The 24,875-nt window shown below is 66.9% G+C and carries 29 protein-coding genes; 5 read left to right on the plus strand and 24 right to left on the minus strand.

The window, feature by feature from the left end:
• Window positions 1-282 precede the first annotated feature (282 nt).
• Window positions 283-1,155 (minus strand): serine hydrolase, encoded by an 873-nt coding sequence (locus H3H37_RS13080; RefSeq protein ID WP_182163087.1) that lies wholly within the window; start codon window positions 1,153-1,155, stop codon window positions 283-285.
• 352 nt (window positions 1,156-1,507) lie between these two features.
• On the opposite strand from H3H37_RS13080, the gene H3H37_RS13085 reads away from it, so the two are divergent.
• On the plus strand, window positions 1,508-2,029 hold the full coding sequence (locus H3H37_RS13085) for a GNAT family N-acetyltransferase (protein WP_182163089.1): 522 nt from the start codon (window positions 1,508-1,510) through the stop codon (window positions 2,027-2,029).
• A gap of 8 nt (window positions 2,030-2,037) precedes the next feature.
• On the opposite strand, the gene H3H37_RS13090 is transcribed toward H3H37_RS13085, so the two are convergent.
• Together H3H37_RS13090 and H3H37_RS13095 are read right to left on the minus strand one after the other, a co-directional pair.
• Window positions 2,038-3,651 carry a cache domain-containing sensor histidine kinase gene (locus tag H3H37_RS13090; RefSeq protein WP_182163091.1) on the minus strand — a complete coding sequence of 538 codons (1,614 nt, stop codon included), beginning with the start codon at window positions 3,649-3,651 and terminating at the stop codon, window positions 2,038-2,040.
• Window positions 3,651-4,373: a response regulator gene (locus H3H37_RS13095; RefSeq protein ID WP_229218807.1), complete on the minus strand. Its 723-nt coding sequence runs from the start codon at window positions 4,371-4,373 to the stop codon at window positions 3,651-3,653. The genes H3H37_RS13090 and H3H37_RS13095 overlap by 1 nt, the downstream gene beginning before the upstream one ends.
• 132 nt (window positions 4,374-4,505) lie before the next feature.
• On the opposite strand from H3H37_RS13095, the gene H3H37_RS13100 reads away from it, so the two are divergent.
• Complete coding sequence (locus tag H3H37_RS13100; RefSeq protein WP_182163093.1) at window positions 4,506-5,237, plus strand: YcbK family protein; 732 nt, start codon at window positions 4,506-4,508, stop codon at window positions 5,235-5,237.
• Between the two features lie 37 nt (window positions 5,238-5,274).
• On the opposite strand, the gene H3H37_RS13105 is transcribed toward H3H37_RS13100, so the two are convergent.
• Window positions 5,275-5,490, minus strand: a complete 216-nt coding sequence (locus H3H37_RS13105) for a DUF3460 family protein (protein ID WP_182163095.1) — start codon at window positions 5,488-5,490, stop codon at window positions 5,275-5,277.
• Between the two features lie 108 nt (window positions 5,491-5,598).
• Between H3H37_RS13105 and H3H37_RS13110 the strand changes: the two genes are divergently transcribed.
• Window positions 5,599-6,018: a hypothetical protein gene (locus H3H37_RS13110; RefSeq protein ID WP_182163097.1), complete on the plus strand. Its 420-nt coding sequence runs from the start codon at window positions 5,599-5,601 to the stop codon at window positions 6,016-6,018.
• A 135-nt stretch (window positions 6,019-6,153) separates the two neighbouring features.
• Entirely contained in the window at window positions 6,154-8,388 is a 2,235-nt protein-coding gene (locus H3H37_RS13115) for a putative bifunctional diguanylate cyclase/phosphodiesterase (protein WP_229218808.1), read from the plus strand.
• Here H3H37_RS13115 and H3H37_RS13120 read toward each other — a convergent pair whose 3' ends face one another.
• The 12 genes from H3H37_RS13120 to flgB form a co-directional block, all read right to left on the minus strand.
• Window positions 8,389-9,435: a hypothetical protein gene (locus tag H3H37_RS13120; protein ID WP_182163099.1), complete on the minus strand. Its 1,047-nt coding sequence runs from the start codon at window positions 9,433-9,435 to the stop codon at window positions 8,389-8,391. It lies immediately after the preceding gene.
• A 5-nt stretch (window positions 9,436-9,440) separates the two neighbouring features.
• Window positions 9,441-10,352, minus strand: coding sequence for a flagellar hook-associated protein FlgL (gene flgL / locus H3H37_RS13125; protein ID WP_182163101.1), 912 nt, complete (start codon window positions 10,350-10,352; stop codon window positions 9,441-9,443).
• A 10-nt stretch (window positions 10,353-10,362) separates the two neighbouring features.
• Window positions 10,363-11,733, minus strand: a complete 1,371-nt coding sequence (gene flgK, locus H3H37_RS13130) for a flagellar hook-associated protein FlgK (protein ID WP_182163103.1) — start codon at window positions 11,731-11,733, stop codon at window positions 10,363-10,365.
• 90 nt (window positions 11,734-11,823) lie between these two features.
• On the minus strand, window positions 11,824-12,270 hold the full coding sequence (locus H3H37_RS13135) for a rod-binding protein (protein WP_182163105.1): 447 nt from the start codon (window positions 12,268-12,270) through the stop codon (window positions 11,824-11,826).
• A gap of 21 nt (window positions 12,271-12,291) precedes the next feature.
• Complete coding sequence (locus tag H3H37_RS13140) at window positions 12,292-13,413, minus strand: flagellar basal body P-ring protein FlgI (RefSeq protein WP_182163107.1); 1,122 nt, start codon at window positions 13,411-13,413, stop codon at window positions 12,292-12,294.
• Window positions 13,414-13,423: 10 nt separating this feature from the next.
• Window positions 13,424-14,131 carry a flagellar basal body L-ring protein FlgH gene (gene flgH / locus H3H37_RS13145; protein ID WP_182163109.1) on the minus strand — a complete coding sequence of 236 codons (708 nt, stop codon included), beginning with the start codon at window positions 14,129-14,131 and terminating at the stop codon, window positions 13,424-13,426.
• Window positions 14,131-14,922 carry a flagellar basal-body rod protein FlgG gene (gene flgG, locus H3H37_RS13150; RefSeq protein ID WP_182163111.1) on the minus strand — a complete coding sequence of 264 codons (792 nt, stop codon included), beginning with the start codon at window positions 14,920-14,922 and terminating at the stop codon, window positions 14,131-14,133. Before flgG ends, flgH begins: the two co-directional genes overlap by 1 nt.
• A 39-nt stretch (window positions 14,923-14,961) precedes the next feature.
• Entirely contained in the window at window positions 14,962-15,687 is a 726-nt protein-coding gene (flgF, locus tag H3H37_RS13155) for a flagellar basal-body rod protein FlgF (protein WP_182163113.1), read from the minus strand.
• Window positions 15,688-15,694: 7 nt separating this feature from the next.
• Window positions 15,695-16,945, minus strand: coding sequence for a flagellar hook protein FlgE (locus tag H3H37_RS13160; RefSeq protein WP_182163115.1), 1,251 nt, complete (start codon window positions 16,943-16,945; stop codon window positions 15,695-15,697).
• A 14-nt stretch (window positions 16,946-16,959) separates the two neighbouring features.
• A complete protein-coding gene (locus H3H37_RS13165) occupies window positions 16,960-17,652 on the minus strand; it encodes a flagellar hook capping FlgD N-terminal domain-containing protein (RefSeq protein ID WP_182163117.1) in 693 nt (230 codons plus the stop codon).
• Between the two features lie 3 nt (window positions 17,653-17,655).
• On the minus strand, window positions 17,656-18,078 hold the full coding sequence (flgC, locus tag H3H37_RS13170) for a flagellar basal body rod protein FlgC (protein WP_182163119.1): 423 nt from the start codon (window positions 18,076-18,078) through the stop codon (window positions 17,656-17,658).
• 48 nt (window positions 18,079-18,126) lie between these two features.
• The gene (flgB, locus tag H3H37_RS13175; RefSeq protein WP_182163121.1) at window positions 18,127-18,489 is read right to left on the minus strand and encodes a flagellar basal body rod protein FlgB; all 363 of its coding nucleotides are present in this window, start codon (window positions 18,487-18,489) and stop codon (window positions 18,127-18,129) included.
• Window positions 18,490-18,649: 160 nt separating this feature from the next.
• Between flgB and flgA the strand changes: the two genes are divergently transcribed.
• Window positions 18,650-19,351, plus strand: a complete 702-nt coding sequence (gene flgA, locus H3H37_RS13180; protein ID WP_311197487.1) for a flagellar basal body P-ring formation chaperone FlgA — start codon at window positions 18,650-18,652, stop codon at window positions 19,349-19,351.
• Here flgA and H3H37_RS13185 read toward each other — a convergent pair.
• From H3H37_RS13185 to H3H37_RS13220, 8 genes are all read right to left on the minus strand, one after another.
• Window positions 19,336-20,148 carry a glycoside hydrolase family 73 protein gene (locus H3H37_RS13185; RefSeq protein WP_182163125.1) on the minus strand — a complete coding sequence of 271 codons (813 nt, stop codon included), beginning with the start codon at window positions 20,146-20,148 and terminating at the stop codon, window positions 19,336-19,338. The two genes, flgA and H3H37_RS13185, sit on opposite strands and share 16 nt — an antisense overlap.
• Window positions 20,135-20,581, minus strand: coding sequence for a flagellar export chaperone FlgN (gene flgN, locus H3H37_RS13190; RefSeq protein ID WP_311197488.1), 447 nt, complete (start codon window positions 20,579-20,581; stop codon window positions 20,135-20,137). The genes H3H37_RS13185 and flgN overlap by 14 nt, the downstream gene beginning before the upstream one ends.
• A complete protein-coding gene (locus tag H3H37_RS13195) occupies window positions 20,578-20,856 on the minus strand; it encodes a flagellar biosynthesis anti-sigma factor FlgM (RefSeq protein WP_182163127.1) in 279 nt (92 codons plus the stop codon). The genes flgN and H3H37_RS13195 overlap by 4 nt, the downstream gene beginning before the upstream one ends.
• Before the next feature lie 84 nt (window positions 20,857-20,940).
• Window positions 20,941-21,936, minus strand: coding sequence for a flagellar motor protein MotB (locus H3H37_RS13200; protein WP_182163129.1), 996 nt, complete (start codon window positions 21,934-21,936; stop codon window positions 20,941-20,943).
• Entirely contained in the window at window positions 21,920-22,837 is a 918-nt protein-coding gene (gene motA / locus H3H37_RS13205; protein WP_182163131.1) for a flagellar motor stator protein MotA, read from the minus strand. The genes H3H37_RS13200 and motA overlap by 17 nt, the downstream gene beginning before the upstream one ends.
• A 53-nt stretch (window positions 22,838-22,890) precedes the next feature.
• Window positions 22,891-23,616 carry a FliA/WhiG family RNA polymerase sigma factor gene (locus tag H3H37_RS13210; protein WP_182163183.1) on the minus strand — a complete coding sequence of 242 codons (726 nt, stop codon included), beginning with the start codon at window positions 23,614-23,616 and terminating at the stop codon, window positions 22,891-22,893.
• Window positions 23,617-23,643: 27 nt separating this feature from the next.
• Window positions 23,644-24,099, minus strand: a complete 456-nt coding sequence (locus H3H37_RS13215; protein ID WP_311197489.1) for a flagellar basal body-associated FliL family protein — start codon at window positions 24,097-24,099, stop codon at window positions 23,644-23,646.
• A gap of 16 nt (window positions 24,100-24,115) precedes the next feature.
• On the minus strand, window positions 24,116-24,875 hold a 760-nt coding region (locus tag H3H37_RS13220), incomplete at its 5' end, for a flagellar hook-length control protein FliK (RefSeq protein ID WP_182163135.1).

Consider the following 24,875-nt stretch of genomic DNA (forward strand, 5'->3'; position numbering starts at 1 on the left):
CACCCGCGTGCACGGCAAGTGACGCGGGTTTTTTTTGCCGTCTCCCCGTGCATGGCGGCCGGATCGTGCCAACTATTGGCGTAAAGCGACCAGTTTCTGGCATAAGAGGGGTGTGCGGGGCCGTAGGCAAGCTGGGATGCCGCAGGTACGCAGTGGTGCGCGGTGTTGGTTTGCGAGAAACTTACTACCGGGGGCGGGAGGTGGAGCATGCTTGCCGCTCGGGCAATAAAAAACCGGGCCATGGGGCCCGGTTCTGGTCAGATGCGGTTGGGTTCGCGTGCTTCAGGCGCGGCGGCGGTGGCTACTGGTATGGCCGTGTTTCTTGTGGTGGGTGCTCGACACACGCATGACTTTGGGCTCGTCTTCTTCCGATCCGGCGATGAAGCGGCGGATGTTGAGGGCGTCCATCAGGCGGGCGGAACTGGCCTTGGCGTTCAGCAATACCAAGGTGGCGTTCTTGCCGGCCGACTTGATGCGCATGATCAGGCAGCGGCCCGCTTCTTCCGTGTAGCCGGTCTTGGACATGCCGATATCCCAGCCCTTGGCGCCCACCAGGCGGTTGGTGTTGTGGTACTCGACCTTGCGGCCCTTGATGTTGATGACGTCCTTGGCATCGGTGGTGATGCGGCGGATTTCCGGGTAGTTGGCGGCGGCCGAGGCCATCTTGACCAGGTCGGCTGCCGTCGAACGGTTGTTGGGCGACAGGCCGGTCGGTTCCTCGATCACGGTCTGGGTCATGCCCAGCGCACGGATCTTGGCCTTGACGGCGGCGGCGAACGCGGTCGGGCCGCCCGGGTAGGTGCGGGCCAGCGAGGCGGCGGCACGGTTGTCGGACGACATCAGGGCCAGTTGCAACACGTCGCGGCGGGCGATCTCGGCACCGACCGGCACGCGCGAGGTGCTGTGCTTGAGGGTGTCGACGTCCGTCTTGTCGATGCTGATCATGGCGTCCATGTCAGGTTTGGAATCCAGCACCACCATTGCCGTCATGAGCTTGGTCAGCGAGGCAATGGGGACTTGAACGTTGGCATTTTTTTCGAGCAGTACTTTACCGGTGTCGTTTTCGACCACCAGCACGGACTGCGAACCGAGTGGTACTGCGCATGCAGCGACAGCGAACGAACTCAGTACTACAGCAACTATTTTCTTGAGCATGTGGTTTCAGAAGGAAAGGGAAGTCTATCGGACCGCAGGCTGCGGCGCGTCGCACAACATTTCTGGCAATGTGGCAATATTTTCCTGAGGATAAACAATAACATTAAAGTGGTTTCTCGTCTATCGGACTTGGGCCATCCGGCCTCGTCATTGATACCTTTCAGGGCCAATTGTTGTGCCGCACGCGTGCGCGCGGATGGAAATGTGCGTGCTGGTGTAGAATGCCGGCCGGTTCGGACCCTGGCAGGGGCCGTCCGCAACGGCTTTCCACGCTTGGTGTATAGTCGCTGCATGCACAGCGAAGCGCCGCAGGCACTCTTCACTTTGCTATTGAAATATTTTGTGAGCGTACATGAGTCTTGAAATTCGTCTTGCTGCTTCGACAGATGCATTTGCAGCATGCAATGTCCTGCGACGTTCTATCGCGGAATGTTGCGTCCTGGATCACAAGAACGATCCAGCCATTCTCGATGCCTGGCTGGGCAACAAGACCCCGCAGATGGTGGCCAGCTGGTTCAGTTCGCCCACCAATTTTTCGCTGGTGGCCGTGGAAGACGGTGTCGTGGTCGGCGTGGCCCTGCTGACGGCGGCCGGCAAGCTGGCGCTGTGCTACCTGTTGCCCGAGGCGCGCAGCAAGGGCGCGGGCAAGGCCTTGCTGGCGCGCGTGGAGCAGCAGGCGTGCAGCTGGGGCGTCAAGGCCCTGCAATTGCATAGCACGGCCACGGGCGAGGGCTTTTTCGCCAGCCAGGGCTATATCCACTCGGGCAAAGTCCGTTCGCCGTATGGCGTGGAAACGATCTTCTTTTGGAAGCAACTGGGCGAAGGTGCGCCGAACGCCGGACGCAAGCGCTTCTGCAACTGCAATAACAACTAGGCGGCCAGCTAGTCGTCCACGCGCGGCGGCGGCAGCGGCAAGGTCAGCTCGACGGCCGTGCCCGGCTTCAGACTCTGAATCGCCAGCGTGGCGCCGATGCGCTGCGCACGCAGCCGCATATTGCCCAGGCCGTGTCCACGGCTGGCCACTTCAGGATCAAAACCACAACCATCGTCGCGTATCTGCGCCGAAAACTGCTCGGCGGTGAAGTGCAGGTCCACCGTGACGGTGTGTGCGCGGGCGTGGCGCAGGGCGTTGCTCAGCGCTTCCTGCAGGATGCGCAGCACTTGCAGGCCATCGTGCGGCGCGATATGGAGTTGGTCGGGCAGGTCATGGTTGTGCCACCGCAGCGGTACGCCCACCCCCTTGAAACGGGCTTCCATGCGGAAGCGGAAGTTGCCCAGCACGGGCAGCAGATCGGGCTCGTCCGGAGACAGGGTGTCGATGGCCAGCCGCATATCGTCCAGGCATTCCTGCAGCATGGCCACGGTCTGCGCCGTGTCGGTGTTGCCACCTTGCACCAGCATCAGGGTCGACACCAGCGTCGAACCGACGCCGTCGTGCAAATCCTGCATGATGCGCAAGCGTTCCTCGTTGGCCGCATGTTCGCGTTCGAAGGCGCGCAATTGTTCCTGGTTCCTGACGCGTTCGCGCCAGAAGCGCAGCAGGGCCCAGGCCCCGCCACTGCTGGTCAACAGGCACAGCAGCATCAGCATGGTGGCCAGCAATACTTCCTCACGCCACTTTTGCAGGTAGTCGTCCGAGGCCAGCCCCACGCTGAAGTACAGGTTGCGCGGCAGTAGCAGCGCGGGCTGGTCGAATACGCGTTGCAGCGAAATCAGGCGTTCGATGCCGTCGTACCCGGAGTGGAACAGATAGCTGTCGGGCCGGTGGCCGGTGCGTACATATTCGCGCAGCTTGGGTGACGGGATCACCTTGCCGATCATGGCCTCGTCCTCGCTCAGCCTGGCATAGCGCGCATAGACCAGCTCGTCCGCCGACACCAGCGTCATGGCGCCGCGCGGCCCCACTTGGGTCAGCGAGAAGGCGTTGCCCAGCCGGTGCAGCGGCACCTCGGCGCTGACGATGCCGTCGAAACTGCCGTCGGCCTTGCGCAAGGCGCGCGCGAACAGCACGTACCACTGTAGCAGGGCGGGGTCGCGCAACGGGCGGCTCAACGCCAGGCCGGGCGTGGTACTGTCGCGCAATGCGAGGAAATAGTCCTGGTCGGCGACGTTCACGCGGGCGCCCGCGTCCAGTGGCGGACCGTAGCGTTGCCGGCCGGCCGCGTCATACACGCGCACCGGCCGCAGGGCCGGCTGGCGGTCTTGCAGGCGCTGGAGCAGGGCGGCCAGCGGACCGGCCGCCTGCGGATCGGGCAGTTGGGCGATATCGCGCGCCAGCGCATCGAGCGCCACGTCGGTTTCCCGGATCGTGGCTGAGATGTTCTCCTTCAGCACGGTGGACAGGTTGTGGGCCGTGACGGCCGCATGGTCGCGCTGCTGGCGGTAGCTTTGCTGCAGGAACAGCAGCAGGATGGCGCCGATCACCAGGTTGAGGATGGCCACCACGCCGGCCACCTGGCGCACCAGGGGCGGGCGCGCAGGCGCGGCGGCTGGCATTACAGCAAGCCCAGCGCGGTCGCTTCGTACACGGCCTCGCCGCGCGAATGCACGGCCAGTTTCTTGTAGATGTTCTTGACGTGGCGCGCCACCGTGTGGGGCGAGATCTCGTGCAGCTCGCCGATTTCGATGAAGGTCAGGCCTTTGGCCAGCGTGCGCAGCATTTCCACTTCGCGATCGGTCAGCAAGCCCTGGGCTTGCGGGTCGGTGCGGGTGCGGCTGGCGCCAGGGGCGCGGCCCTGCATGCGTTGCAGGATCTTGCGCGCGATCACCGGGCTGACGGGCGCGCCGCCGTCGCGCAGGGTGCGGATGCCGTCGAGCATGTCGGCCGGGGTGCTGTCCTTGAGCAGGTAGCCGGTGGCGCCCGCTTCGATACTGGACAGGATGTGGGCGTCGTCGCCGAACACGGAGATCACCACGGCGTCGCAGTCCGGATGGCGGCGCACGGCCTGGCGGATCAGGTCCACGCCGTTGATGTCGGGCAGGCCGAGGTCGATCAGGTAGACGTCGGCGCGGCTGCGTTCGAGCATCGCCAGGCCGTCGCGGCCGTTGGCGGCCGTGCCCACCAAGCGCATGTCGGGCGCGGCGTCGACCATGGCCGCGTAGCGCCGCAGAAAGTCCCGGTTGTCTTCGATGATGGCGATGGTCGTCTGCATCTTGTCCTGCAACGTTGGAGCGTACTCGATGGCCACATGGTAGCTGATGGATGTGACAGACTGCAACTTTGATATCGACCCGAAACAGCCCGTTCTGCAGGGGAAAGTGCGAAAAAAGATGGGTGCGAACCCGGTGCGGAGGTTTTCCATTTCCCCCTGCTACGTTATAGTAAGCGCATTGTTTTAATAGGCAGCAATATGGTTACGCGCAGAACTTTTCTTCAGCAGGGACTGGGCCTGTCGGCCACCGCTTTCCTGGGGACGCCGTTGATCGGCTGCGCCGCACGCAGCGTCACGCACACGGCCACTGCCGGCGGCAAACCACCGGCGCATGCGGCGGCCAAGCCCGCCAGACCGGTGGCCCAGGCGCAAGCCGAAGGCGGGCCGGCCCCGCAGGCGGAACTGGAACCGCCACCCGATATCTTCGATGCCCAGGCGCTGGACCTGGAATTCTGGCTCAAGCCGCGCGTGATCGACGTGACGCGTCCGGCCAGCGGCGAGCGCGCCAAGATCCTCTACTGGAAAGACGGCGACATCATCGACTCGGCCTACCAGGAACTGTGCCACTTGCTGCGCGACGTGAACGGCAAGGAAACGGCGCCCATCGATCCCAAACTGTTCGAAACGCTGTGGGGCACGCAGGCCTTCGTGGCCCGCTACGGCATCGAGCAGCCGTTGGAGATCCTGTCCGGTTACCGCACCGCCACCTCCAACCGCAAGTTGATCGAGTCGGGCGTGCCGGCCGCGCGCCAGTCGCTGCACATAGAAGGACGGGCGGCCGACATCCGCATCGCCAACCTGAACGCGGAAGTGCTGGGCGGCCTGGTGCGCAGCTTCCGCCAGGGCGGCGTGGGCTTCTACTACCGCGCCGGTCCGCGTGGCGGCTGGATACACGCCGACACCGGCCTCAAGCGCACCTGGAAGGGCTGAGCAGGCGCTTCAGGTAGCGGGCACGCCCAGGTGCTGCTCAGGTGCTGTAATAGTAGGGCGGCAGCGGCACGCTGTCGTGCTGCGCCTTTTCCAGCTCGTCCAGCTTGACGGGCCGTTCCCACCAGATGCGCCAGCCCAGTTGCTGGTCGCGCTGCACGCCCGGATGGTCGTGCAGGTAGCCGTCGATGAAGCGGGTGAATTCGGACTGGTAGACGGCGCCGCCAGGACCGTACCAGCTGGATCGGTGTTTCATGGCATCCTCGCTGTAACTGTCACACACCCACTATGCTAGTCCTTTTTCGGCGCGTACGCCGTCCGGCATCGGTTAGACTAGCGGCTATGAACCGAACACAGGAATACCATGCAGGATGATCAGGACAGTGGCGCGGCGCCACGCTTCAAGCCCGTGCCGTGGATGGCGCTGGAGAACGCGGCCGACGTCGAGCTGTGGATAGAGGAACACAACCGCAGCATGCAGGACAACATCGGCCGCCACGAAATCGGCTATGGCGTGTGCTTCACGCTGGCCGAGGGCGGCGAGATCTACATGCAGACCAGCGCCGATGGCGCCGTGATCCTGGACGTGACGCCGGAGGCGGCCTGGGTGGCGCCGCTGATCATGGCGGCGGCCCGGGTCGAGGCGCCGGCCGGCTCGCTGTGGGTGCTGCCGGACGACAAACTGATCCAGCTGATGATAGGCTTGAGCAGCCTGATCGCCAGTTCCATGCTGGTGGTGGGCCATCCGTTCGGCCGCCGCCGCCACTACGGCGGGGCGCGCTGAGCCGCATCCCCCTCACTAGCACCATGCGCGGGATGCTCGACAGCGCCAGTCTTCGATGTTAGTCTTCAATGGCCGGACTTTATTATCCTTATTGCATGACTTAGCCATTGCGCCCGCGCTGCGCGGAAGGGGATCATGGACGACGAATCGCAGGCGGCCGGAGGGCGGCCCCAGCCATCGGGACCCAGCACGGCGGCGGCGCGGGCGCCGCTGGCCGGCATGGCCGTGCCGCTGGGCGCAGGCGTCAATGGCACGGCTGGCACGCCGGCGGCACTGGCGCCACGGGCCGAGGACGGCCTGACCCCGGAGCGGCTGCGGCTGGAGCAGGAGCATGCCTATTTCAACGATATCTATCTGCTGGCGCCGGTCGGCTATTTCGTGCTGGGGCTCGACACCACCATCCTGCAGATGAACCTGGTGGGCGCGGACTTGCTGGGCGTGCCGCGCCAGAATCCCGACCGGGTCCATTTCCGCAATTTCATCAGTCCCCGCTTCATCGGTGATTTCGACCGCTTCGTGCAGGCGGCCGTCAACAGCTGCGAGCCCCGCCAGTGCGACCTGCAACTGTTGCGCGCCCACGAACAGCATGGTTTCCCCGCCACGCTGCGCGCCAGCGCCGACCTGGGCGGCCAGGCCTTGCGGGTGGTGCTGGAACTGGCCGAGGGCAAGCTGGCCGCGCTTGAACGCAGCGAGGAGCGCTTCCGCCGCATTGTGCACACGGCCGAGGAGGGCATCTGGGAAATCGACGACCAGGCCCGCACCAGCTTCGTCAATCCCAAGATGGCGTCCATGCTCGGCTACACGATCGAGGAAATGCTCGAACAGCCGCTGGTGAACTTCATGGACGACGAGGGCCGCACCATCCTCGAACGCAATATCGCGCGCCGCCGCGACGGGGTGGCCGAGCGCCACGAATTCAAATTCCTGCGCAAGGACGGCAGCGAGTTGTGGGCCACGCTGGCCACCAATCCCATCTTCGATCCGCAAGGCCAGTACCTGGGCGCGCTGGCGCTGGTGACCGACATCACGGCGCGCCGCGAAACGTCCGAGCTGATCTGGCACCAGGCCAATTTCGACGCCCTCACGGCGCTGCCCAACCGCCACATGTTCCAGGACCGGCTGCGCCAGGAAATGAAGAAGGCCAAGCGCGAGGGCTTGTTCCTGGCGCTGCTGTTCATCGATCTCGACGGCTTCAAGCAAGTCAACGACACCCTGGGCCACGCCCAGGGCGACGCCCTGCTGGTGGAGGCGGCGCGCCGCATCGGCGCCTGCGTGCGCGCGTCCGACACGCTGGCCCGGCTTGGCGGCGATGAGTTCACCATCATCCTGTCGGGGCTGGACCACGTGTCGAGCGTGGAGCGCATCGCCCAGAATATCCTGGCCAACCTGAACCAGCCGTTCCAGCTGGGCGAGCAGCAGGGGCGGGTGTCCGCCAGCGTGGGCATCGCGCTGTTCCCGTCCGACGCGGCCGAACCGGACGAGTTGCTGCGCCACGCCGACCAGGCCATGTACGCGGCCAAGCACGGCGGCCGCAACCGCTACAGCTATTTCACGCCGGACTTGCAGCTGGCGGCCCAGGCCCGGCTGCAAATCGTCCAGGACTTGCGGCTGGCCCAGGCCCAGGGCCAGTTCGCCCTCCATTACCAGCCCATCGTCAACCTGGCCACGGGCGCCATCGAGCGGGCCGAGGCCTTGCTGCGCTGGCAGCATCCGGAGCGGGGCTTGCTGGCGCCGGCCGAGTTCCTGGCCCAGGCCGAGTCGAATGGCTTGCTGCTGGAGCTGGGCGACTGGGTGTTCCGCCACGCGGCCGCCCAGGCCCGCCAGTGGCAGGGCCAGTTCGGCGCCGGGTTCCAGATCAGCGTCAACCTGTCGCCGGGCCAGTTGCGCGGCGACGCGGCCCTGTACCAGGGCTGGCAGGAATATGTGCGGGCGCTGGCGCTGCCGCCGCGCAGCATCGTGCTGGAAATCGCCGAGGGGGTGCTGCTCGACAGTGCCAGCACGGTGGTGGCGCGGCTGCGGGCCTTGCGCGAGATGGGCTTGCAGGTGGCGCTGGACGACTTCGGCACCGGCTATTCCTCGCTGGCCCACCTCAAGCATTTCGACATCGATTATCTCAAGCTCGACCACAGCTTCGTGCGCGAACTGGCGGCCGACACGGGCGACCTGGCCTTGTGCGAGGCAGTGATCGCGATGGCCCATAAACTGGGCCTGCGGGTGGTGGCGGAAGGGGTGGAAACGGCGGTCCAGCGCGACCTGCTGGCGCTGGCCGGCTGCGATTTCGCGCAAGGCTATGTGTATGCGCCGGCCTTGCCGGCGGACGATTTCACGGCGCTGGCCGTGCGCGGCTGGCCGCCGCCGGCCGCAACCTGATCAGCGCAGGCCCAGCAGCGAGACCACGCGCTCGCGGCTGATGCCGGCCAGCGCTGAGGTGATCGACAGCAGCGACTGGTAGCCGGGCTGGCTGGTGGTGGAGACGAAATTCTGGGCCACCTGGCCCATGGCGGCCGTGTCGGCGCCGGCCGGCGTGGCCACCTGGACCTGGCTGTCGGCCTGGCTCAGCGCGCCGTTGACGGCGGCGATGGCCGCTTCCACCTGGGCCAGCGCCTGCACCACTTGCTGCAGGGTCTGGCGCATGGCGTCCGCGTCCGCCGTTTGCCAGGTGTCCGGATCGATGGCCGGCGCTTCCGGCTCGGCCTTGATGCGGTTCAACTGGCCGGCCGGGAAGCGCATGCCGCTGCCCTGGACCGAGAAGTTGTCGCGCACGTTGTTCCAGTCCGATTCCGGCGTGGAAAAGTCCAGGTTGCCATCGTCGCCCACGGCCACGCGCACGCCGGCCGGGGCCAGCGCATCGTCGAAGCGCTGGGCGATCTCGTCATCGCTCAAGCCCGGTTCCAGGCTCACCGAGCGCAGACCCTGGGTGCCGGCGCCGACGGCGATGGCCAGCACTTCCCGGCCGCCATTGCGCAGGTGGGCCAGGTTCATGCCGCGCACGGAGAAATGTTGCAGCGTGGGCTTGCGGCCAAAGGCCAGCCGGCTGTCCAGCGTGCCGCCGGTGGCGCTCTGGCGGCTGCGCCAGGTATTGCTGAACTGGCGCACGCGCGCTTCGATGTTGCCATCGCGCACCTGGTGGGCGGCCAGCTTGGCCGACAGGTCCGATTTCAGGCTGCGCAGCTGGGCCGCGCTCTGTTCCAGGAAGTCCAGCGCCTGCTGGGCGCCGGAAATGTCGCCTTGCAGCGGCTGGCTCCAGTTGGCGATACCCTGGCGCAGCGGGGCGGCTGCCGTGGGGGTGGGCGTGACCGGGGTGGCTGTGGCGGCGCGCTCGCCATCCAGCCCCAGCGCGGTGCCATCGGCCGGACTGGCGCCGCCGGCAGTGCCGGGGGCAATGACGGTAGGGGTGGAGGATTGAGCGATTTGCATACGATTTACAGTACGTTGAACAGGGACAGGTTGCTGACCTTGGCATACGCCTTGTACGACGATTGCAGCGCCAGATTATAGCCATTGAGTTCGGTGGCGGCCAGGCCGTAGTCGAGCTGGCCCAGCGTGGTCATGGCGGTCTGGTTCGACAGGCTGACGTTGGCGTGGTTGTTGTCGAGCGTGGACAGGATGTTCTGGGCGCCGCCCAGGTCGGCGATCTTGCCCGACACCAGGTCCAGCGTGGTCTTGGTGCCATCGAGATTGGCGCTCAGGGCCGCCTTGAGCGACGGCGTCGCCGGCGTCACGCCCGGGGCCGACAGTTCGGCGATCGAGGTGTCGAGCTGGTTGAGCAGCGTTTCCAGGCCCGACACGTTCTCGTTGGCCACTTGCGTGATGCCGTTGCCGACCACCACTTGCTGCTGGTTCAGGTTGCCCGTGTAGGTGTAGCGGGCGCCGACCGGCGCCGTGGGATCGTAGGTGATGGCCTGGGTGTTGGTCAGCGTGCCCGAGAAGATGTAGCGGCCTTCCTGGTCCTTGGTGTTGGCGCTGTAGAACAGGCTGTCGCGCAGCGAGGTCAGCGGGTTGACCATGGAGCCGAGGTCTGCCGCCGCGTTGCCGCCGTCCGATGCCCACACCAGCAAGTCCTGGGCCTGGTTGATGTCGGCCGTCATCGAGGACAGATAGGTTTCGTTCTTCTCCAGCCGGATCTTGATGGCGCCGATGTTGTCGCGGTACTGGCCGACGATGGCTTCCTCGCGCGTCAGGCGCGACAGGCGCACGTTGGTGACCGGGTCGTCCGAGGGCAGCTGGATCTTGTTGCCCGAGGCCATCTGGTCGGTCAGCTGGGCCAGCTTATCCTGGTTGAACTGCAAGCCCCGGTTCATGGTGGCCTGGAACTGGCTGGTGGCGATGCGCATCGTGAACTCCTTAACCGAACATTTGCAAGGTGGCGTCGAACAGCGTGTTGGCGACGGAAATCACCTTCATGTTGGCCTGGTACATATTCTGGTATTCCACCAGGTTGATCGCTTCCTCGTCGGAATTGACGGCGCTGGTCGACTTCCAGTCGTCCTCGGCCTGCTGGCGGATGGTGGTGGCCGTGTTGAGCAGCGACTGGTTGTTGGCGCTGTCGATGCCGAGCTTGCCAACCAGCTGGGTGTCGGCGTCGCCCAGCAGCACGGTGCCGATCGAGGTCAGGTTGACGGTCTGGTTCTTGATGCCGATCAGCTGCTGCAGGTTGGCGCTGTCGCCGGGCGTGCCGTCGGACGAGAACGCCAGGTCGGCGGCCTGGATGCCCGGCGTCGTCTCCAGCAGGCCGGTGGCGCTGGCCGGGTTGTACACCAGCAGCGGGCCGCCCGGATTGCCGTTGGCGTCGAAGCCGGCCGCCAGCTGCGTGTTGACCTTGCTGGCGAGCTGGTTGGCCAGGTCGGCGATCGATTGCTGCAGCGGCTTGAGGGTGTTGGTCGAATAATCGCTCAGCCCGCCCAGCTGGCCGCCGACCTTGGTGTCGTCGAGCTTGAACTGGGTGTTGGCGAAGGCCAGCGTCAGCACCGGGGCGCCGCTGGTGGTGTCGAAGCTCATGCTGCCGGCCAGGTTGCCCACCACCAGCGGCTGGCCGCCCTTGAGCGAGACGCTGCGGCTGCCGTCGGGGTTGTCATTCACTTCCAGCGCCACCTGGTTGGCCAGGCCGTCGATCAGCTGGTCGCGCTTGTCGACCAGGGCCGAGGTGTTGGTGCCCATGGCGCCGACGGCCGTGATCTGCTGGTTGAGCGAGGCAATGCCGGCCAGCGTCGAATTAATCTGCGGCAGGATGGCGTCGCGCTGCTGCTGGATCGAGATCAGCTGGTTGGCCGTCACGTTGTAGATGCTGTTGACGTGCTGCGACATGGCGCCGGCCGCCGTCACCACCTGCTGGCGCAGCGGGGTGGAGGTGGGGTCGACGCCGGCCGCGTTGAGGGCCTTGAAGAACTGGTCGACGCCGGCGCTGATGCTCGACAGGCTGTCGTTCATCACGCGCTCCATCTGGGTCAGATAGGGCTGGGTCTGGGTGTGGCTGCCCAGGTCGGAGTTGGCGCGCCACAATTGCTGGGTCTTGTAGGAGTCGGAAAAACGCAGCAGTGCGCTGATCTGCACGCCATTGCCGGGCAGCTTGCTGCCCGCGTCCGGTTGCACGGCCGCCAGCAGCACGCCCTGGCGCGTATAGCCCTTGGTCTGCAGGTTAGCGATGTTCTGGCTCGACGTGTTCAGGGCGGCTTGGGCCGCCAGCGCGCCGGTCAGTGCGTTATAGGAGATGCTCATATTGCAAGGGTCTTTCCAGGTTGAGGCCGGGCATCCCGGCCACTGGCCGTGGCCGGGATGCCGGGTCCGTTAACGCTACAGGGCGACCGATTATTGCTGTCGATTAAGAAAAAACGCGGAATTTTGCATGCCAGGCTCGGCCGCGCTCGCTTGCGTGGCGGCCGGCGTGGCGGCTGGCGGGGGGGCTGGCGCGGCTGCGGCCGGCGGCAGCAGCTGGCGCAGGATGGCGTCGGCGATGCCGAACGCGCGCTGGCCGGCCATCTTGTCGGCCACCAGGTTGTCGGCCATGTCCAGCATGTCGCTGTTGATGGAGTCGTGGTGGGCGCCATCCTCGCCGCGCATGGCGCGCGTGCCGTCGCGCATCTGGTGCAGCATGTGGCCGATGAAGAAGCTTTCGAACTTGATGGCGGCGGCCGTGGCCTTGGCGCGGTAGGCCGCGTCCTGCGCGCTTTCGCCGGGCGCCGGCGCCACGGGCGCGTCGCCCAGCTGGTCGGCCGTGCCCAGGCGCAGCTGGCTGGGGTCGAATGGTGTGTGCATGGTGGGGGTCCCGGATAACGCTCAGATGACGACCAGTTCGCCTTCGATGGCGCCGGCCTGGTCCAGCGCCTGCAGGATGGCCATGATGTCGTCCGGCGAGGCGCCCAGGCTGTTGATGACGTCGATGATGGCCTGCAGCTTGGCGCCGGCCGGCCACTTGAACATCTGGCCCGAACCCTGGTCCACCGTCACCTGCGACTGCGGGGTGGTGGTGGTGGTGCCCTGGCTGAACGGGGCCGGCTGGCTGACCTTGGAGCTCTCCGAGATCACCACCTTGAGCGAACCGTGGGTGACGGCGGCGGCCCGCACCCGCAGGCCGTCGGCGATCACCACGGTGCCGGTGCGCGAATTGAACACCACCTTGGGCACGTCGTCGCCGACGTCCACCGACAGGCCCTCGAGCTTGGCCATGAAGGCCACGCGCTGGGTCGGGTTGGCCGGCGCCACCACGTCGATCGAGGTGGCGTCGCTGGTGGTGGCGATGTCGCCGAAGCGCTTGTTGATGGCGTCGACGATGTTGATGGCGGTCTGGAACTGCGGGTGGCGCAGCGACAGGCGTACGGTGGGCTTGGTGGCGAAGTCGGTGCTGATCTCGCGCTCGATGGTGGCGCCGCTGGGGATGCGGCCCGAGGTCGGGGTGTTGACGGTGACCGACGAGCCGCTCTTGCCGGTGGCGTTCAGGCCGCCCACCACCAGGTTGCCCTGGGCCAGCGCATAGACTTCATTGTCGGCCGCGCGCAGCGGCGTGAGCAGCAGGGCGCCGCCGCGCAGGCTCTTGGCGTCGCCCATCGAGGACACGGTGACGTCGATGTTCTGGCCGCGCCGGTAGCCGGGCGGGAACACGGCGCTCACCATCACGGTGGCCACGTTCTTGCTTTTGGCGTCGGTGCCGTCGGGGACCTTGACGCCGAACTGCTTGAGCATGTTGATCACGGACTGGCTGGCGAACTTGACCTGGGTCGAGTCGCCGCTGCCGTTCAGGCCCACCACCAGGCCGTAGCCCACCAGCGGGTTGTCGCGCAGGCCTTCGATGCTGACCAGGTTGCGCAGCACCTGGGCCGCCTGGACCGGCGCGGCGGCGCCCAGCACGATGCACAGGACGAGGGAAAACAGGCGACGGGGCGAAAAATGGGGCGAAATCATGGCGGCGGCCTCAGAAAGGCATCAGGGGACCGTTGAAGAAGCGCGTCAGCCAGCCCGGGGTCTGGCTGTCGGCCAGCGTGCCCTGGGCGGAATAGGCGATGCGGGCGTTGGCGATGCGCTGCGACGAGACCTGGTTGTCGGCGTCGATGTCGGCCGCGCGCAGGTAGCCGCGCAGGCGCACGAATTCCTCGCCCTGGTTCAGGGTCAGGCTCTTCTCGCCGGCCACGCGCAGCAGGCCGTTGGGCAGTACTTCCTGCACGATCACGGTGATGGCGCCGGTCAGCGCATTTTGCTGGGTGCTGGTGGCGTCGCCAGCGAACGAGCGCTGGGCCGAGGTGTCCAGGCCCAGCTTGGGCAGCGTCTTGCCCAGCACGCTGGGCGCGGTGACGGTGGCCGCGCTGTCCTTGGAAAAACTGGTGCCGGCCTTCTTGCTGGCCTGGGTGGTTTCCTGCAGGTTGACGGTGACCACGTCGCCCACGCGGAAGGCGCGCGAATCCGAGGTCAGCGACAGCGCCAGGTCGGGGCTGAACACGCCGCCCGAGGTGCCCTTGGGGCCGACGGCGCGCGACACGGCCGGCGGCTCGTCCATGGGGCCAGGGCGCACCGGCGGCGGCGCCAGGGCGGCGCAGCCGGCCATACCCAGCGCCGCGGCCAGCGCCACGGCGCGGCCGGCGGCAGGGGCCGCGCGCCGGGCCAGCGCGCACAGCAGGGCGTTCATCAGCGTGCCGCCTGCGACAGGTATTGCAGCATGTTGTCGGCCGCCGTCAGCACCTTGGTGTTCATCTCGTAGGTGCGCTGGGCCGCGATCATGTCGACCATCTCCTCGACCACCTGGACGTTGGAGCCTTCCAGCGCGCCCTGCTTGAGCTTGCCCAGCTGGGCTTCGCCGGGCTTGCCTTCGGTGGGCGTGCCGCTGGCGGCCGTTTCCTGGAACAGGTTCTCGCCCAGCGCCTGCAGGCCGGTCGGGTTGATGAAACTGGTCAGGGTCAGCTGGCCCAACTCGCTGCCGGCCGTGTTGCCGGGGATGGTGGCCGTGACCATGCCGTTCTCGCCGATGGTGATGGCGGTGGCGTTCGAGGGCACGGTGATCTGCGGGATCAGCGGCAAGCCATGGGCGTTGACGAGGATGCCGTTGGCGTCCACCTGCAGCTGGCCGGCGCGCGTGTAGGCCGTCTCGCCGTTGGGGCGGCGCACGGACAGGAAGCCGTTGCCGGTGATGGCCACGTCGAGCGCGTTGCCGGTCGTTTGCAGGCTGCCGGTGGTGAACACCTTCTGGGTGCCCACCATGTGGGTGCCGTTGCCCAGCTGTACGCCCGACGGCGCCAGCGTGTTGTTGTCGGCGCGCTGGGTGCCCGGCTGCTGTTCGATCGAGTAGAACAGGTCCTCGAACATCACGCGGTCCTTCTTGAAGCCGACCGTGTTGGCGTTGGCCAGGTTGTTGGCGATGGCCTGCAGTTTCTCATCCTGGGCCTGGACCCCGGTCTTGCTGATCCACATTGCTGGATTCATGGTATTTCCTCGTAGTCGTTAGGCGGGCGTGAATCGGGCTCAGGCGCCCAGCAGCTTGTTGCCGGACTGGACGTTGGTGTCGGCCGCCGTCAGCAATTTCATTTGCAGCTCGAACGTGCGGTTCAGGCTCATGGTGGCCACCATCTCCTCCACGGCCGACACGTTGCTGCCTTCCAGGTGGCCCGAGCGCACCAGTACGGTGGGATCGGTCGGCAGCGGCTGGCCGCTGCGCGCCACCAGCAGGCCGGACTCGTTCTTGGTCAGTTCCGAGCCTTCGGCCTTGACCAGCTTGAGCTTGTCGATGGTCTGCATGATGGCCGTGCCAGGGCTCTGGATCGACACCGTGCCATCCTGGCCGATGGCGATCTTGGTGTATTCGGGCACCGTGATCGGGCCGCCTTCGCCGAGGATGGGGTTGCCGTTCACCTTGAGCGTGCCGTCCGCGTCCAGCGTGATGGCGCCGGCCCGCGTGTAGCCTTCGCCCGTGGGGCCCTGGACCGTGAAGTAGCCGTTGCCGCTGATGGCCACGTCCAGTTCGCGCCCGGTGGCCTTGACGGTGCCGGGGCGCACGGAGACGGCGTTGGCCTGCAGCTGCGACATGTGGCGGTCGTCGTAGCCGTAGCCCGACAGCGACTGGGCCGTGGCCAACTCCATGTTGGCGCGGAAGCCGCCGGTGTCCATGTTGGCCAGGTTGTTGGCGTGGACCTGTTGTCCGCGCAGGGCCCGTTCGGCCCCGCTCATGGCGGTGTAGATCAGGGCATCCATGGCGGCCTCAGACTGCCTGCATCAGCGATTGCATCATGGTCGATTCCGTCTGGATCACCTTGGAATTGGCCTGGTAGTTGCGCTGCGAGGTCATCAGGCCCACCAGTTCCGAGGTGATGTCCACGTTCGACTGTTCCAGCGCGCTGGTGTTGAGCGAGCCGGCCATGCCGCTGCCCGGCGTGGTCACCAGCGGCGTGCCCGAATTGTTCGATTCGACCCAGCTGGTGTCGCTGACCGAGGTCAGCGCGCCCTCGTCGGGGAAGGTGGCGATGGCGATCTTGCCCACCGACTGCTTCTGGCCGTTGGTGTACTTGGCGATCACCGAGCCATCGTTGGCCAGGTCGACCCCGGCGAACACGCCCGAGGCGTAGCCGTCCACGGCGTTGGTGGAGGTGGTGGCCTCGCCGGCGAACATGGTGGTGCCGGTGTAGTCGATGGCCAGCGGTTTCATGGTGGCGCCGGTGGCGGCGATCGGCGTGGGCAGGGTCAGGGTCACGCTGGTGACGGGCGCGCCGGCCGGGCCCAGCTGGCCGGTCGAATCGAACACCAGCGGCGACGGCGAGCCGCCGGCCGTCAGTTCGGTGCCGTCGAGCACGTAGTGGATGTTGACCGTGCCGGCCGCCGGATCCTTGACGAAGTACTGGGTCAGCGTGTGCTGCGCGCCCAGCGAGTCATAGACGATCGAGGTCTTGGACATGTTGAAGGTGGTCGGGTCGGGCGGCGTGGTGGGCGTGACGGCGCCGGCCGGGATGGGGCCGAACGCACCGCCGGTCGGCACGGTCCAGTCGGCCGACATATTGCCCACGTAGTTCATCTTGCCCGAGGCCACGGCCGGGATCTGGCCGGTGGGGATGGCCAGGTCGCCCTGGGCGCCCAGGATGGTGCTGGGCGGCTTGAGGCCGAAGCCTTGCACGCGGCGGCCCGAGGCGTCCACCAGGAAGCCGGACTTGTCGGCGTCGAAGATGCCCACGCGGGTGTACTGGGTCTCGCCGGCGGCGGTCTTGGTGACGAAGAAGCCGCGGCCGTTGATCGATGCGTCGAGCGAGCGGCCCGTGTTGAGCACGCCGCCGGACAGGCCGATGCTTTGCGTGACCGAACCGATTTCCGTGCCCGTGGGCTGGCTGCCGGCCACCATGGCCGAGAAGTTGGCGCGACCGGACTTGAAGCCATAGGTGCCGGCGTTGGCGATGTTGTGGCTGACGGTGTCGAGCTGCTCGTTGATGGCCTGGATGCCGGACAAGGCGATATCAAAACTCATGGCGGAGTCCTTTCTTAGAGACTGGAGGGCGTGGCGGACGCGGACGCGACGGATTTGCCGTTGAACGCGGTGATGGCGGTGGGCGCGACGTCGCCCACGTGGGCGACGCTGATGACGATGCTGCCCGTGGGCGACAGGCGCACGCTGTTCAGGCGTCCGGCCAGGTCGATCGGCGGTACTTCCTTGGTGCTCGTTTCCACCGACATGGTGTAGGTGCCGGCTGGCAAACCGAGGGCGGTGGGGTCGATGGCGAACGGCACCGTGCCGGCCGCCTGCACGCCCAGCGTGACGTTGTGCTTGTTGCCGGCCGCGTCCGTCAGCACGAGGGTGGTGCTGGTGCTGGTGCTCGACAAGGTCATCTGGCCATGCACGGTCGATCCGTCGAGCGTGACGGTGTTGCTGGTGGCCATCACGTCCGAACCGACCTGGGCGCCCAGGGCCAGCACTTGCATGCTTTGCAGCACGCTGGCGTTGGCGCTGGTCAGGCTCGACAGGTTCTGTAGCGATTCGGTCTGCGACAGTTGGGTCAGCTGATTGACGAACTGGGACGGGTCGGTCGGCGACAGCGGGTCCTGGTTCTTGATCTGGGCCACCAGCAGCTTGGTGAACATGTCCTGGGTCTGGCTGGCCGTGTTGCCCGTGATGCTGGCGCTGGCGCCGGCGCCGGTGTTGGGAGCGGCGGAATTGTTGAGGAGGCTCGTTTGCATGGCTTAACCTTCACCGAGTTTGAGGAGGGATTGCTGCATGGTGCGGATACGCCCCAGCACTTCGACATTGGTCTCGAACGCGCGCGAGGCCGACATCATGTCGGTCATCTCGGCCACCTGGTTGACGTTGGGGTAGAACACCATGCCGTCGCTGTTGGCCATCGGGTGGCCCGGTTCATACACCTTGCGCAGCGGCTCATTCGACTCGACCACGTCGAGCACCTGCACCTTGCCGCTGGCCTGGTCGAGCGCGTCGATGGAGTCCGTCATCACGGCCGCGAACACGGGCTTGCGGGCGCGGTAGGTGTCGGCCTCGGTGCCGGCCACGGAATCGGCGTTGGCCAGGTTGCTGGCGATGGTGTTGAGGCGCACGGTCTGGGCCGCCATGGCCGAACCGGCAATTTCCGAAATGCTTTTGAATGACATGGCGTCTCCTGGCGCGCGCGGGCGCGTGCTCCGTTATCGTGTGCTGCGTTATTGTCCGTTGATGGCCTTGGCCAGGCCCTTCAGCGTCATGTTGATGAAGGTCAGGCTGGTCTGGAAATCGTTGGCGTTCTGGGCGAAGGCGGCCTGCTCGACGCCGATCTCCACCGTGTTGCCGTCGCGGCTGGGGTGGTAGGGCACGCGGTATAGCGCGTTACCGTCGCTGTCGAAGGCGGGCACGCCATCGGACGCTTCCTGGGTGCTGGCCAGCATGGCGCCGAAATCCATGTCCTGGGCCTGGAAGCCGGGCGTGTTTTCATTGGCGATGTTGGAGGCCAGGATGCGGGTCCGTTCGGCCCGCAACTGCAGCGCTTCCGGGTGCAGGCCCACGGCGTCCTTGAAATTAATCCCCATTTTCATTCCCTTCGGTCATAGCATGGATACGGCGGGTGTGGTGCTCGCGCATCCCCATGTAAAATGGCGGCCGACGGCGCCGCGCGCCCCAGCCGCTTCCCGCATCATAGTAGAGGTATTTCTCATGCGCAACAAAACTATTGTAACCCGATTCCTGCCAGTGTTGCTCATCGGAATTTTCAATGGGGTGCTGGCCGCGCCGGCCGGACCCGAGCAGGTGCTGCTCCAGGTGCGCCAGGCGGCCCGCGCCCATGTGCTGGCGCAGGCGGTCAGCGCCGGTTTGAGCGAGCCGCTGGCGGAGGTGACGGTGGTGCCGGGCAGCCGGCCGCTGGCGCCCTGCGGCCGGGCCGTGACGGTGGAGGCGGTCGATACGCGGCTGCCGGCGCGCATGCGCTTTGCGGCCGTGTGCCCGGGCGCCGATGGCTGGCGGTATGAATTCGTGGTGCGGGCCCAGGTGTCGGCGCCGGTCGTGGTCAGCGCCACCGAGATCCCGGCCGGCAAGGTGATCACCGACGAGGACCTGTTGCTGGAGCGCCACGAGCTGGCGTCGCTGACGGACGTGGTGGCCACGCCGCGCGCGGCGGTGGGCATGAGCGGCAAGCGCACGCTGCGCGCCGGCGAAGTGCTGCGCATGGCGCTGCTGGCCGCGCCCGTCGTCGTCAAGCGCGGCGACGCCGTGACTATCGTAGCGCGGCGCGACCAGATCGAGGTCAGCATGGCCGGCGAGGCGCTCGACAGCGGCGCGCGCGGCGCGCTGGTGCGCGTGCGCAACGCCAACGGCACCGTGCTGCGGGCCCGGGTGACAGGCGAGGGGACGGTGGAACCGGCCGACATGCCCGTCACGGCTCAATCCCCCGACTGAGACAGCAGGGCGCCGCGCTGCAGCCGCGCGGCCAGCTTGCCCAGCTTGTCGGCATAGGCGGGATCGGTGGCATAGCCGCCCTGGGCCAGGCCGCGCGCGAACGCGTGGGCGTCGTCGCCGGCGCGCAGCGCGCCCTGGAAGCGCGGATTACTGGTGAGCATATCGGCGTAGTCGCGGAAGGCGCTGGCCGCGTCCGGATAGCTGCGGAATCGCTCGACCTTCTTCAGGGCCGCGCCATGCACGTATTCGGTGGTGGTGGCGTCGGCCACGGCGCCGGCCCAGTTGGCGCCGGCCTTCAGGCCGAACAGGTTGTTGCTGTCGGCGCCGCCGGCGCGCAGCGGATGCCGGCCCCAGCCCGATTCAAGCGCCGCGTGGGCCGCCACGATGGTGGGCGACACGCCCAGGCGCGCGCCCGTCTCCTCGGCCCAGGGCTGGATCGAGGCCAGGAATTGTTGTTGCACTTCGCTGTCGACGCCGGCCGTTGTCCCGGCCGTTGCGCCATCGATGGCGCCGCCCTGCGCCTGCTGGCGCAAGGCCAGGCCAGCCGGGTCCAGGCCCAGGCCGGCCCCCGGCGCCTGCACCCGCGCCGATGGCGCGGCTGCGCCGCCGCCATGGGCCAGGAAATCGGCCACCTCATCCTGCACCTGGCGGAACGTGGCGCCAAAGCCGGCGCCGCCGGACGGCGCGCTCCAGCCGCCGAACGCGGCGGGCAGGGCCGCGGCGGGGCGGCTGGTTTGCATGTTCGAGACGGTGGCCGCAGTCGGGGTTGTGGGCTGCATGCCGTCAAGCTGGCGCATAAATCTGCTCCTCGCCATGCAGCACGCGCTGCATGATGGTGTATTGCTCAACCAGCAAGTCGCTATTGCGCTTGCCCAGGCGTTTGCACTCGCGCACGCTGTGTTCGAGCGTGCGCCAATCGGCTTCCATTCTCTCCCGTGCCGGATTTTTCAGCAAGGCAAATGCCTGGGCCATGGTGCCGTGCGGCCCCAGCAAGCGTTGTACCAGCGCCACGCGCTCGGCGCGGCGCGCCTCCATGGTGTCGACCAGGGCCGTGATGGCCTCGGCCAGTTCGGTCAGGCGGGCGCTCTGGTGCCGCACGGCGCCCTCGAATTGTTGTTCCAGCAGGTCCTGCAACTGTTGGTAGGCTTGCAGGTCGGCAGCCACCCCGTGCAGCAGCGCGCGCATGCTGTCCTGGCGCGAGAGCGGCGCCGTGGCGGCCCCGTGGCTCACGGTTCGCTCCCGTGGAAGCGGTGGATCAGGCCGGCCAGCTTGGCCGGGTCGAACGGCAGTTCACCCTTGGCCAGCGCGTCGCGCAACTGGGCCACCTTGTCGTGGTCGATATCGTCGGGCATGGCGCGCAGCGCCGCCAGCGCCGGCTGCAGCACGGCCGACTGCAAGGGCGCCGGGGCCGGCGCCGGGGCGGCCGGCGCGGCGGCCTCGGCCGGGGCGGTGTCGGCCACGCGCTGGACGGCCAGGCCGTCCGGGGTTGCGGTGGAGATTCTCATGCGGCTGCCTCGTGTGGGCTTGGTTTCCATGTCAGCCTGCCTGTCGCCGGCAGGGGCGTGCGGTGATGGTCTTGCTCATGCGGGTTACCTCGGGTGGACTTGCTTGTCGGCTTGCGGCAACAGGCGCTCGCGCAGCTTTTGCAGCACGCTGTTGTCGGGCAGGGCCGTGTCGATCTCTTCGGTCAGGGCGTTCTTGTTGTTGGGCATGCCGAACATGGCGGCGATGGTCTTGGCCTGGCCCGTGGTCAGGATCAGCAATTCGATGCGGCGGTTCACGCCCGCGTCGGCGCGCTTGGCGTCCAGCGGCGCGCGGTCGGCCATGCCCACCACCTGCAGCACGGAATCGGGATTCATGCTGCCGGCCAGCAGCTGGGCCCGCGCCGACATGGCCCGGTTGCTCGACAGTGTCCAGTTCGAGAACGCCGAATAGCTGGTGTCGGCGTATTGCAGCGAGTCCGTGTGGCCGACGATCAGCATCTGGTTTTCCATGCGCGCGAACAGCGGCCCCATCTTACGCAGCAGGGCGCGGAACTTGTCGGTGGGCACGGCGCTGCCGCGCACGAACATGCCCTGGTGGTCGGTGTCGTGCAGCATCACGCGCAAGCCATAGGGCGTGATCACGGTCTCCAGGTTGCTGGTCAGGCCGAAGTCGGCGCTCATCTGGGTCAGCGCCTTGGACAGGGCTTGCAGGTCATTGGGGCTGTCGTACTTGATCTTGGCCGGCGGCGTCACCACGGGCGCGGCCTCGCCGCTGGCCAGCTGGGCGCCGGGCGCCTCCGAATTACCGGTGCGCGGCATGGGGAAGCGCTCGATCAGGCTGCCGCGCGGGCCGCCCACCTGTTCCGGCATCACGCCCTTGCCCTGGTCGGTCTTGGCGCCGTCCGCCTCGGTCAGGATTTGCTGCAGCGATTCGGTGTTGCGCGAGGCCATCAGCCACAGCACGAGGAACAGGCAGCTGAGCGCCAGGCAGAAGTCGGCGAACGCCACCTTCCACGCGCCGCCGTGTTCGTCATGCGCGTGCTTGCCGCCACCGCGCTTGACGATGGTCTGGTCGTGGCCCTTGTCATGCGGCTTTAGCACGGCCACCTCCGCGACGCGACGAGGCTTCCGGCTCGCTGTCGCGGCCTTCCAGGTCGTTGATCCACCGTTCCAGCTGGGCGAAACTCGGTTTGATGTTGAGTGGCACCAGGCGGCGGCCGGCGTCGATCGCCAGCAGCGGCGGCTTGCCGGCCACGTGCGTGACCAGCACCACTTTCACGCATTCCTTGTTCGACGCTTCCTGGCCCACCAGCTGCTTCATCATGTTGGAGATCGGGTCCAGGATGCCGTAGCAGAAGAAGATACCGATGAAGGTGCCGACCATGGCCGCGCCCACGTGTTCGGCGATGTCGCCCGAGCTGGCGCCTTCGCTGACCGTGTTCATGGTGATCACGATGCCGAGCACGGCGGCCAGGATACCGAAGCCGGGCATGGCTTCGCCGATCTTGTTGAGCGACTTGGCCGGCTGGTTCAGTTCCTCGTGGATGGCTTCCAGTTCCTGGTCCAGCACGCCTTCGAGTTCATGCGCGTTGATCTTGCCCATGGCCATCAGGCGGAAGTTGTCGACGATGAAGGCCAGCAGCTTGGGTTCTTCCAGCACGCGCGGGTAGCGCTGGAACAGCGGGCTGTCCTTGGGCGCCTCGACGTGGGCGTCGAGCGCCTTCAGGCCGCCGGCGGCCAGTTGCAGCAGTTCGTACATGAGCAGCAGCAACTGGCGCTGGAATTCCGAGTCGTATTTTTTGCGGAACACGATCTTCTTGATCTGCGAGACCATCTCGGCCAGCACGTGGCGCGGATTGCCCAGCACGATGGCGCCCAGGCCGGAACCGGCGATGACGATCAGCTCGATCGGTTGCCAGATCTGATGGAACGAGCCGCCCATCATGAAAAAGCCGCCGAAGACGCTGCATAGTACGATGAGGATGCCGATTATTTGTTGCATGATGATGCGCCTTTCTGCTTCATGTTCTAATCCTTGTGGTGCCGGCTGGCGTGTCAGGTGCTTTTGAGCACCGCTTTCATCTTGCCCAGGGCCGCCTTGTTCAGCTGGCAGACCCGGGCATCGGTCAAGTCCAGCACGGCGGCGATTTCCTTGTAACTCAGTTCAAACTCGTAATACATCTGCACCACGCGCTGTTCGCGCTCGTCGAGCCCGCGCAGCGCCTGCTCCAGGCTGCGCCGCACCATCAGTTGCTCCTCGGGGCTGGGCGCGCTGTCGTGGCCTACGCTGTCCTGCAACACTTCATCGAAGCTGGCGATCGACTCGGCACTCTCGTCGAGCTGGTAAGCCTGGTAGGCTTCCGGCGTCAGGCCCAGGCCGGTGATGATGTCCTGCTCGCTCGGTTCGCGGCCCAGCTTGCGGGTCAGCTCGCGCACGGCGTCGCGCAGCTTGTGGCTGTGCTGGCGCACGGCGCGCGGGCGCCAGTCCTGGCGCCGCAGCTCGTCGAGGATGGCGCCGCGGATGCGCAGGCTGGCATAGCTGCCGAAGGCGGCGTCCGGCTCGCCGTAACGGCGCAGCGCTTCAAGCAGGCCCATCAGGCCGATCTGTTCCATGTCGTCGCGGTCGATGGCGCCGGCCACTTGCGAGTTGAGCTGGCGCACGATGCGCTTGACCAGCGGCGCATAGGACAGCAAATGCTTCTGCTCGTCCGCCGCGCTCAGCGTCACCGGCGCTCCGTCGCCGTGCATGGCGCCGTAGGCATCCGGTTCCATGTAGGCCATGCCCGCCCCCAGTGTATTCATGGCCGTTTATTCCAGGATCAGCTTGCCAATCATGACTTCGGAAAATGGCTTGTCGCGCTTGTCGTGCGCGTAGGTCTCGTCGAACGCCTTGTTCAGTTCTGCCGCGTACTGGTCGATCGTCATGGTCTGGGCGGTCGCCAGCGGCAGGGCCGACAGGGTGCGCACGGCCACGCTGCGCAGCATCGGCAATTGTTCCTTGGCCACTTTTTCCTTTTCCTCGCTGGTGGTGACCACTAGGTCGGCCGAGATGTAGTGGGTGGCCGTGTCGCCGGGGCTGCGCTTGAGCATGATGATCACTTTTTCCACCGTCAGGTACTTGGGCGGCTTGCCGTCGTCGGGGCGCTCGGCCTTCTTCGCTTCGGCCGTGCCGGCCGAGGCGCCCTTGGACAGGTACCAGACGGCGCCGCCGGCCACGCCCGCGCCGAGCACGGCCACCACGACGAACGCAATGATCATTTTCATATTCTTCATCTACAACTTACTCCCGTTCGGTAGCCATGGCAAAAGAGGTGGCTGCGTCGCTGTCGTCGGACAGGGCGCGGCCCGGTGTGCGTGCATCGTCCTGCTGGCCTTGCTGGCCACGGCCGCTGCCGTCGCCGCCGGCCAGCATGCCGCGTGGCGATGGCGAGACGGTCACGGCCACGTCGGCGAACTGGCGCTGGGACAGGTCCTGGCGCACGCTGTCGCCGATGCTGTTGAGCTGGCGCAGCACTTCGCTGTTGTTGGCCGACAGATTCACTTGCAGCGCGCCGGCCGTGTGGCGGATCGAGATCTCGACCCGGCCCATGTTGGGCGGTTCGAGCCGGATCACGGCGTGCTCGTCGTTGCGTTGCAGTTGCAGCTGCAGCCGGTCGCCCAGCGCCTCGCGCAGCGGTTGCTGCCATTGTTCCGGGCTGCCGGCCAGCTTGACGCTGTCGGTGGCCGCCGGCGCCGGGTTGGCCGGTGCATAGTTGCCGTTCACGGCGGCCGGGGCGGGTTCGGCGCGGGCCACGGCCGTCACGCCATCGTCCTTGGCGCTGGCCATGACCTGGCCGGGCGCGGTGCTGGCGGCGGCGCCGTTGTCCGCGCCGCGACCGGCAGTGCGTTCCGTGGAGCGGGGTCCGGTGGCGGCCAGCGTGACCGGCTGGCCGGCTGCGCGGACGGCGGCGGCCACGGGCGCGGCGACCAGCGGGGTGCTTGCTGCGGCGCGGCTGGCGGCCAGTGCCTCGCTGGCCTGGGTGCGGGGCTCGGCCGCTGCG

The sequence above is a fragment of the Rugamonas brunnea genome (assembly GCF_014042345.1).
GTDB classification, from domain to species: domain Bacteria; phylum Pseudomonadota; class Gammaproteobacteria; order Burkholderiales; family Burkholderiaceae_D; genus Rugamonas; species Rugamonas brunnea.

Excerpts from the sequence above, each read along its gene's own strand:
- H3H37_RS13080 (WP_182163087.1), bottom strand. The coding sequence starts at position 1,155 with ATGCTCAAGAAAATAGTTGCTGTAGTACTGAGTTCGTTCGCTGTCGCT.
- H3H37_RS13085 (WP_182163089.1), top strand. The coding sequence starts at position 1,508 with ATGAGTCTTGAAATTCGTCTTGCTGCTTCGACAGATGCATTTGCAGCA.
- H3H37_RS13090 (WP_182163091.1), bottom strand. The coding sequence starts at position 3,651 with ATGCCAGCCGCCGCGCCTGCGCGCCCGCCCCTGGTGCGCCAGGTGGCC.
- H3H37_RS13100 (WP_182163093.1), top strand. The coding sequence starts at position 4,506 with ATGGTTACGCGCAGAACTTTTCTTCAGCAGGGACTGGGCCTGTCGGCC.
- H3H37_RS13105 (WP_182163095.1), bottom strand. The coding sequence starts at position 5,490 with ATGAAACACCGATCCAGCTGGTACGGTCCTGGCGGCGCCGTCTACCAG.
- H3H37_RS13110 (WP_182163097.1), top strand. The coding sequence starts at position 5,599 with ATGCAGGATGATCAGGACAGTGGCGCGGCGCCACGCTTCAAGCCCGTG.
- H3H37_RS13115 (WP_229218808.1), top strand. The coding sequence starts at position 6,154 with ATGGACGACGAATCGCAGGCGGCCGGAGGGCGGCCCCAGCCATCGGGA.
- H3H37_RS13120 (WP_182163099.1), bottom strand. The coding sequence starts at position 9,435 with ATGCAAATCGCTCAATCCTCCACCCCTACCGTCATTGCCCCCGGCACT.
- flgL (WP_182163101.1), bottom strand. The coding sequence starts at position 10,352 with ATGCGCATCGCCACCAGCCAGTTCCAGGCCACCATGAACCGGGGCTTG.
- flgK (WP_182163103.1), bottom strand. The coding sequence starts at position 11,733 with ATGAGCATCTCCTATAACGCACTGACCGGCGCGCTGGCGGCCCAAGCC.
- H3H37_RS13135 (WP_182163105.1), bottom strand. The coding sequence starts at position 12,270 with ATGCACACACCATTCGACCCCAGCCAGCTGCGCCTGGGCACGGCCGAC.
- H3H37_RS13140 (WP_182163107.1), bottom strand. The coding sequence starts at position 13,413 with ATGATTTCGCCCCATTTTTCGCCCCGTCGCCTGTTTTCCCTCGTCCTG.
- flgH (WP_182163109.1), bottom strand. The coding sequence starts at position 14,131 with ATGAACGCCCTGCTGTGCGCGCTGGCCCGGCGCGCGGCCCCTGCCGCC.
- flgG (WP_182163111.1), bottom strand. The coding sequence starts at position 14,922 with ATGAATCCAGCAATGTGGATCAGCAAGACCGGGGTCCAGGCCCAGGAT.
- flgF (WP_182163113.1), bottom strand. The coding sequence starts at position 15,687 with ATGGATGCCCTGATCTACACCGCCATGAGCGGGGCCGAACGGGCCCTG.
- H3H37_RS13160 (WP_182163115.1), bottom strand. The coding sequence starts at position 16,945 with ATGAGTTTTGATATCGCCTTGTCCGGCATCCAGGCCATCAACGAGCAG.
- H3H37_RS13165 (WP_182163117.1), bottom strand. The coding sequence starts at position 17,652 with ATGCAAACGAGCCTCCTCAACAATTCCGCCGCTCCCAACACCGGCGCC.
- flgC (WP_182163119.1), bottom strand. The coding sequence starts at position 18,078 with ATGTCATTCAAAAGCATTTCGGAAATTGCCGGTTCGGCCATGGCGGCC.
- flgB (WP_182163121.1), bottom strand. The coding sequence starts at position 18,489 with ATGGGGATTAATTTCAAGGACGCCGTGGGCCTGCACCCGGAAGCGCTG.
- H3H37_RS13185 (WP_182163125.1), bottom strand. The coding sequence starts at position 20,148 with ATGCGCCAGCTTGACGGCATGCAGCCCACAACCCCGACTGCGGCCACC.
- H3H37_RS13195 (WP_182163127.1), bottom strand. The coding sequence starts at position 20,856 with ATGAGAATCTCCACCGCAACCCCGGACGGCCTGGCCGTCCAGCGCGTG.
- motA (WP_182163131.1), bottom strand. The coding sequence starts at position 22,837 with ATGCAACAAATAATCGGCATCCTCATCGTACTATGCAGCGTCTTCGGC.
- H3H37_RS13210 (WP_182163183.1), bottom strand. The coding sequence starts at position 23,616 with ATGGCCTACATGGAACCGGATGCCTACGGCGCCATGCACGGCGACGGA.
- H3H37_RS13215 (WP_311197489.1), bottom strand. The coding sequence starts at position 24,099 with ATGAAAATGATCATTGCGTTCGTCGTGGTGGCCGTGCTCGGCGCGGGC.